Source organism: Verrucosispora sp. TAA-831, assembly GCF_050780145.1.
Classification (GTDB): Bacteria; Actinomycetota; Actinomycetes; order Mycobacteriales; family Micromonosporaceae; genus Micromonospora.
Window position 1 is genome coordinate 4,140,219 of sequence record NZ_CP192240.1, and the last position, 7,059, is coordinate 4,147,277.

Genomic DNA, 7,059 nt, shown 5'->3' on the forward strand with positions numbered 1-7,059 from the left:
TCAGTCGGTCGGCGTGGGGGTGACCGGGTCCAGGCGGGCCGAGACGACCGGGCCGCCGTCCGTGCGGGCGACGGTGAAGAAGGTCAGTTCGGCGAGGGTCGTGTCGAGTTCACCGCTGATCTCCTGCGCGCCGGGCCGGCCGTCCCACTCGACCACCTCGTGGGTCTGCCCGTCGCGGGTGACGCCGAAGAGTCGGTAGCGGACTCCGGTCTCCAACCCGACGACGCTGGCGACGATGGTCGATCGGCCGTCGGTCTCGGCGATCGAGACCGACAGGCGCGCCGAACCGCCGCCGACGCCTTCGGCGGTCGCGACACCGACCGGGGTGACCACCGTCGGTTCGCTGGTCAGCCGGGGCAACCCGACGGCCAGGGCACCGGCGAGGACGACGGTCGCGGCCAGTGCGCCGGCGGCGATCCGGAGCCGGCGGGAGATCCTGCGCCGGGGGTTACCCGGTCGTCCGTCCTGAGGTCCGGTCGGAGTCGTCCGCCTCGGCGGGCCGGTGCGGCCCGGTCGGGCGCCGGGCTGGTCGTCGACCTGGCCGGCACCGGTCGTCGGTGCCACGGCGGGGCCGGTCGGGTGGATGGTGTCCTCGCGCACGGCAGCGGGCTCGGGGGGCCGACCGGGGTCGGACGGCTCGTCGTCGAGCTGTGCCAGGGCCAGCGCGACGGGTCCCACCCGGTCGCACTCGTCGAGGCACTCCGTGCAGCCGGCGAGATGCACCTCGAAGGCGGCCTCGGCCACCGGGTCCAGCGCGCCGGCCAGATAGAGGGCACAGGTCTGCCGCGCTGCCGCGTGGTCGCTGTGGAGGTCAGTCATCACGCGGTTCCGGGTTGATGCGGTGCTGCGGCGGAAGGCACATGTCATACCCCGTCCGTCGGCCCGACGATGGCGCGCAGTGCCCGCAGCCCGTAGTGGGCGCGGGACTTGACCGTACCCTCGGGGATGTCGAGCCGGGCGGCGATCTCGGCGGTGGACCGGCCGTGAAAGTACAGGTCGATCAACACCGTACGCTGCTCCGGCTTGAGCCTCGGCAGGGCGTCGTGGACGGTGTGCACGGCGACTATCTCCTCGACGTGGTCGGTCGTGGTCGGCATCCGGGAGACGTCGACGGCGCCGACCTCGGTGGGGCGGGCCTGTCGGGCCCGCGCCGCGTCGATCGCGATCCGTCGGGCCACGGTGAACAGCCAGCGGCGCTGGGTCTCCGGGTCCGACGACAGGTGGTCGATGTGGCGCCAGGCCCGGACCATCGTCTCCTGCAACAGGTCCTCGGCGATGTGCCGGGCGCCGAGCGAGAGCTTGAGCAGGAACCGGAACAGTGGTTCGGCGTGGGTCTCGTAGATCAGGCTCATCCGGGTGTCGGCACCGGGTGTCGGTGTCTCGTCCGGTGTGGCTGAGGCGTCCGCACCGGCCCCGCTCGACACCGTCGCCACCGACCCGCCTCTCCTGTCCGGCCACCGTCGATGCCGGGGCGGGGCGGATTCCGTGGCCCAGCCCGGCTTCGTATACCGACGGCGCGGGCGACAGCATACGGGCGTCACCTGACGATCCTGTTTCGACTCGCGCATGGTCGCTGATGTCACATGTGGACAGTCGCTCGGGCCCGGACGTCGTCGACTCGCAGGGTCCGCAGGTCGTCGACGCTGGGGGCGGTGACCGAGCGGAGCCGACGCGCCTGCCGGGTGACCACCTCGTCGAGCAGTTGCCGGGCGTACCGGCCGTTGCCGAACGTGCGGCCGGTCTCCACCGTCTCGAAATGGCCACGTAGGGCCGTCAACGTGTCGCCCGGGCATTCGTAGCCGCTGGCGCGGGCCAGTCCCTCGAAGATCGCGACGAGTTCGTCCGGTGAGTAGTCGTCGAAGTGGATGCGGCGGGTGAAGCGGGACTGCAGGCCGGCGTTGGCGGCCAGGAAGGCAGCCATCTCCGCCTCGTATCCGGCGGCGATCACCACCACCTCGTCGCGGTGGTCCTCCATGAGCTTGACCAGGGTGTCGATCGCCTCCCGTCCGAAGTCGTTGCGGGCGTCCGGCGGCGCGAGGGTGTACGCCTCGTCGATGAACAGGACACCGCCGCGGGCCCGTTCGAACGCCTCTCTGGTCCGGTGCGCGGTGTGGCCGACGTACTCACCGACCAGGTCGGCGCGGGCCACCTCGACCAGTTGCCCGGCCGCCAGCACCCCGAGCGCGTGGAGCAGCCGGCCGTAGAGGCGGGCGACGGTGGTCTTGCCGGTGCCGGGTGGGCCGGAGAAGACCAGGTGCCGCGAGACCGACGGGGCGGGCAGTCCGGCGCGGACCCGTTGGCGGATGTTGGCCAGCAGGTCGATCAGTTCGGCCACCTCACGCTTGACCCCGGCGAGTCCGATCATGTTGCCGAGTTCGCCGAGCAGCAGGTCCAGTTCGGAGAGTCGCGGCGTACCCGGGCTGCCTTCGGCCTCGGGCGCGACACCGAGGTCCTGCGGCAGTAGTTGGGCCAGTTCCACGCCGGAGGAGGCGCCGGCCTCGGAGAGCCGGAACGCCTGCCGGCCGATCATGTCCTCGAACACCTTGCGGGCGACCCGGGCGTTGCCGAACGACTCGCCGCGTGGCATCGCCCGGAACCATCCGGTCAGCGCCAGGCGGGTGTCGTACTCCAGCGAGTAGTGATGGGTGCTGCACAGCCGCTCGACGATGGTGACCAGTTCGTCGTCGGTGTAGCTGTCGAACTCGACGGTGCGGGAGAAGCGGGATGCCAGCCCCGGGTTCGAGTCGAGGAAGGCCCGCATCTGCGGGGAGTATCCGGCGACGATCACCACCACCTCGTCGCGGTGGTCCTCCATGAGTTTGACCAGGGTGTCGATCGCCTCCCGACCGAAGTCGTGTCCGCCGCCACCGTCGACCGGCGCGAGCGTGTACGCCTCGTCGAGGAACAGCACGCCGCCGATCGCCTCGGTGAACCGTTGTGTGGTCTTCACCGCCGTGCCGCCGACGTGCTCGGCGACCAGGTCGGCGCGGGACACCTCGACCAGTTGTCCGCCGGGCAGCACCTGGAGGGCGGCCAGGATCTGGCCGTACAGGCGGGCCACCGTCGTCTTGCCGGTGCCGGGCGCACCGGCGAAGACCATGTGCCGGGACATCGGCGGCATCGGCAGGCCGGCGGCGCTGCGGCGCTGCGCCACCCGGTGCAGTCCGACCATGGTCGCCACCTCCCGTTTGACCGCGGTGAGTCCGACCAGGGCGTCGAGTTCCGCCAACAACGGGGTGGCCGGGTCGCCGCCCGGTCGGTCCGGCCCGTCCGCGGCGGCGGGTGGTTCCGGTGCCGGGACGCCGGTCGTCGTCGGGGCGGGGCGGTCGGCCGGTGCGGGGCCGTCCTGACGGGGGTCGTCCTCCGCCGGTTCGGGTCCGGTCCGGCGCACCTGTCGGCCGGCGTTGCCACGGACGGTCGTGCCGTCCATCGGGACGGGCTCCAGCGTCTCCATCACCACGCCGTCGCCGGCGTTGTCGAAGATCTCGCACCGGTCGAGCCGCCCCGCGGACCGGCCGGCGAACCGGATGCCGGAGCCGGCGCAGCCGTGCACCCGACTGTGCGCCAGCCGCAGCCGTGCGCGGGCGCCGACGTCGGCACCGGACCCGCCGGTCTCACTGACATCGCAGGAGGTCCCGGTGACCGATCCGCCCTCGTCGACGAGCAACCCGACACCGCCGCCACGGATCCGGCAGTCGGTCAGGGTCAGCGTGCCGTCGGCGGCCGCCCGCACCGCGGCCGTGCCGCCGGTGAACGTGCCGCCCTGGACGGTGCCACGGCCGCCGTCGACGGATTCGACGCCGTAGCCGGTGCAGTCGCGGACCGTCGCGTCGGTCAGCACCGGGTCCGCACCGGCGCGCACCAGGAATCCGGTCCGGCCACCGTCGACGCGCACCCCGGTGAACGTGCCGCCGACCGGACCGTCGAGCAGCACCGCGATCCCGGTACCGCCGTCGATCCGGCCGCCCTCGACCCGGGGTGTGGCCGATCCGGTGACGGCGAACGCAGCCGCCCGGGTCGCGCTGATCCGGCAGTCGAGCAGCGCGCCGGTGGCGTTCTCCAGCACGATCACGCCGTGGCCGGCGGTGCCGGTGACGGTGCACCGACGGGCGGTCGGATCGGCGTCCCCGGAGACGACGACGCCGTGCCCGCCGAGGTCGCGGAACTCGCAGTCGTCGAGGACCGGTCGGCCGCCGGTGGTGATCAGCCCGGAGCCGGGGCTGTCGTGCACGACGCAGCGTTCGACGCGTAGCGCGCCGTCCTGCTCGACCGCGACGGCCGGGCCGTCGACCGCGCTGATGTCGCAGCCGACCACCAGGCCCCGACCGGCACGGGTGGACAGCACGCCCGCGCCCCGCACGCCGGTGACCGTGCAGTCACGTAGGACCGGGTCGGCGCCGCCGGCGATGACGACGGCCGCCGCTCCCACGTCGCGCACGGTGGTGGCGGTGACCGTACCGGCCGCACCGCCGTCGATCAGGAGACCGGCGCCGCCCGGATTGCTGAGAAGGCAGTCGCCCAGTTCGAGGCGACCGGCGGCGGCGTGCACGCCGACCACCGCGTCGGCGCGTACCTCGCACTGGGTCATGCGCAGCGTGCCGGTGGCGATCTGGACCGTCGGGAACGCCTCGTCGCCGCCGGTGAGGACCAGCCCGCGCAGCACCACGGTGCCACCGGACTGGAACACCGCCGGACCACCGACGCCGTGTACGGTGACCGACCCTCGACCGTCCTCGGCGACCAGGGTCACGTCGCCGGTGAGTCGCAGCCGTTCCCGGTAGACGCCCGGCTGCACGGCGACGGTGGCGCCCGGGCGAGCCAGCGCGAGCGCGTCGGAGATGGTCGGCAGGCAGTCCGGATCGGTCTGGGAGACCGACAGCACACCCTGGCTCACGGTCGGGTACCTCCACGTTCGGGGTCGGATGCCGGACCGGTGGCATCGGGGACGAGACGTCGGCCGTCGTCGTGCAGGCCGGGCGCGAACCGCAGCAGCGGGTGGGGTGCGTGCGGAGCGGCGGTGTCGGACGGTGGCGCGGCGTCCTGTTCCAGTGCCTGACGCAGTCGGTCGCGCATCCGGCCGACCGCGTGGGCGGGTTGCGGCCCGACACCGGTCAGGTCACCGAGCAGTACCCGGGCCGGTCGGTCGTCGGTCTCGGCCGGGTCGACCGCGAGCACCACGAAGCGGCTGCCGGGCGGGAAGAGGGCCCCTGATCCGAACCGGTCGACGCGGCGGGCGGTGGCCGACCAGACGGCGAACTCCACGGTGGCCGCCGGGGCCGGCCGCCGGACCAGGTCCACGTCGACGAAGGCGGGCTCGACCAGTTCGTCGCCGGGCCGGTAGCCGGCGAGGAGCGGGGCGGGGACCTCGCCGTGGGCGTGCACCGCTCCGAGGACGGTGGGTAGCCGACGCAGTCCGTGCAGGGCGCCCCGGGCGAGCAGCAGCCGGTCCGGGGTGTCGTCGGTGCCGCCGCGCAGGGTGGCGTTGATCCGGTCGCGCTCGGATCCGCCGTACGCGCACAGGGCGACCAGTGCGGCGACCACGTCGGCGGCGGTGCCGGCGGCCCGGAGGCCGGGCTCCTCGGCCAGCACCCGGGTCACCATCCGGGCGTACCCGTCGTAGCGGCCGTCGAGCACCTGTCGGAGCCGGGTCCGGTCGTCCGGGCCCCACCTGTCGTCGAGCCGGCGGGCGACGGCGCGGGACGGGAGCGGTCCGGACGCCCGCTCCGGGTGCGGGTCCCCCGGGCTGGTGGGCCGGTGCGGCGGCGGGGCCGACCCGGTGTCCGCCGGTACGTCGGGCGGCGTCTCGCCGGACGCCAGGACCGACGGAACACCGGCATCCGCGGGCGGGCCGACCGCGTGCACGGGGATCGTGACGGGAGTGTCGGTGGCGGCCCGGACGGAGGCGGCTTGCGCCGAGTCGGTACGGCGCGGCTCGGTGTCGGTCGGGTCCGGCGGTGCTGCCGGCGCGGGCGCCGGGACCCGCGCCGGATCGGGCCTCGGTCCGTCCGGGGGCAGGGCGCTGTCGGCGGGTTCGACGGTCTTCGGCGCGCGCCACCGGTCGCCGTCGCACAGCTCGATGATCATGGCAGGGGCCAGGGGCGTCGGCCCGTCGCTCGCCGCAGGGCCGTCCGGCACCGGGGTGACGGGCAGCGTGGCACCGACCTCCTGCGCACGTGGGGCAGTGGTACCGACGCGGGGCGGCCAGCGATGGAACGTCGCCGGGGTCGTCAGGGTTCCGTCGTCGGCCGCGGTGACGATGTCGGTGCAGACGAGGATCGGTTCGCCGAGGGCGGTGGCCAGTCCACCGAAGATCAGTCCGGCGGCGGCCGGACCGGTCGGTGCCGTGCCGGTGACGACCAGCACCATCGGCTGGTGATCGTCGGCCCGGACCGTCGTGAGCAGGGCGGCCAGGATCGCCGGTGGTGCCGGTCGACCGGCGATCCGGAACCCGGTCGGGCCGACCTCGATCTCCACCACGTATCCCGCCGCGGTGGTCCCGGTAGCGGGCGCACCGGTAACGGGTGAGCCGGTGTCCAGCAACGACCAGCCGGTGGCGGTGCGTCGACCCGGCGGGGTGGGACGGGTCGACGGTGCCGGGGTGGGCCAGACGTGGCCGGTTCCGGCCGGGCGGCCCGGTGGGTAGACCAGCCACTCGTACGGGCCGGTCAACCCGGTCTGATCCTCCGGGAGCGGATCTCGTGGGATCGTCACCGCCTGACCAATCCGCTCCGCCAGTCCTCGTGCGGCCCGGTCGACGACGGAACGGTCGGCGTAGTCGCCGAGCGGCAGCAGCCGGATCCCGTCGGCGCTGCCGCCCAGCTCCGCCCCGAGCACCCGGGACAGCACCACGAAGAACTGCGGCAGGGCGGTGACCTGTGGCGTGCTGACCACCGTGACCCGGTCGGTCTCGACGGGCAGCGACCCGACGAGGCGTACCACCGCATCCCGGTCCTCGGCCGCGGTGCGCAGCAGCAGCGCGTCGCCGACCGGTTCGGTCAGCACCCCTGTCACCGCCACCGTCGTCGCGGCCATCCGCGGTTCTCCCTTCCGCCGGTGGTG

4 protein-coding genes are annotated in these 7,059 nt (G+C 74.0%); all 4 read right to left on the reverse strand.

The annotated features are described in order from the left end of the window. Window positions 1-819 carry a zf-HC2 domain-containing protein gene (locus ACQVFL_RS18605; protein WP_431727152.1) on the reverse strand — a complete coding sequence of 273 codons (819 nt, stop codon included), beginning with the start codon at window positions 817-819 and terminating at the stop codon, window positions 1-3. A gap of 44 nt (window positions 820-863) precedes the next feature. Beyond that, window positions 864-1,433, reverse strand: coding sequence for a sigma-70 family RNA polymerase sigma factor (locus tag ACQVFL_RS18610; RefSeq protein WP_431727153.1), 570 nt, complete (start codon window positions 1,431-1,433; stop codon window positions 864-866). Between the two features lie 146 nt (window positions 1,434-1,579). Continuing rightward, complete coding sequence (locus tag ACQVFL_RS18615; RefSeq protein WP_431727154.1) at window positions 1,580-4,894, reverse strand: right-handed parallel beta-helix repeat-containing protein; 3,315 nt, start codon at window positions 4,892-4,894, stop codon at window positions 1,580-1,582. Beyond that, window positions 4,891-7,032 (reverse strand): hypothetical protein, encoded by a 2,142-nt coding sequence (locus ACQVFL_RS18620; RefSeq protein ID WP_431727155.1) that lies wholly within the window; start codon window positions 7,030-7,032, stop codon window positions 4,891-4,893. The genes ACQVFL_RS18615 and ACQVFL_RS18620 overlap by 4 nt, the downstream gene beginning before the upstream one ends. Window positions 7,033-7,059 lie beyond the last annotated feature (27 nt).

What these genes read in the sequence shown, in the direction of transcription:
- ACQVFL_RS18605 (WP_431727152.1), bottom strand. Translation starts at nt 819, where the DNA reads ATGACTGACCTCCACAGCGACCACGCGGCAGCGCGGCAGACCTGTGCC.
- ACQVFL_RS18620 (WP_431727155.1), bottom strand. Translation starts at nt 7,032, where the DNA reads ATGGCCGCGACGACGGTGGCGGTGACAGGGGTGCTGACCGAACCGGTC.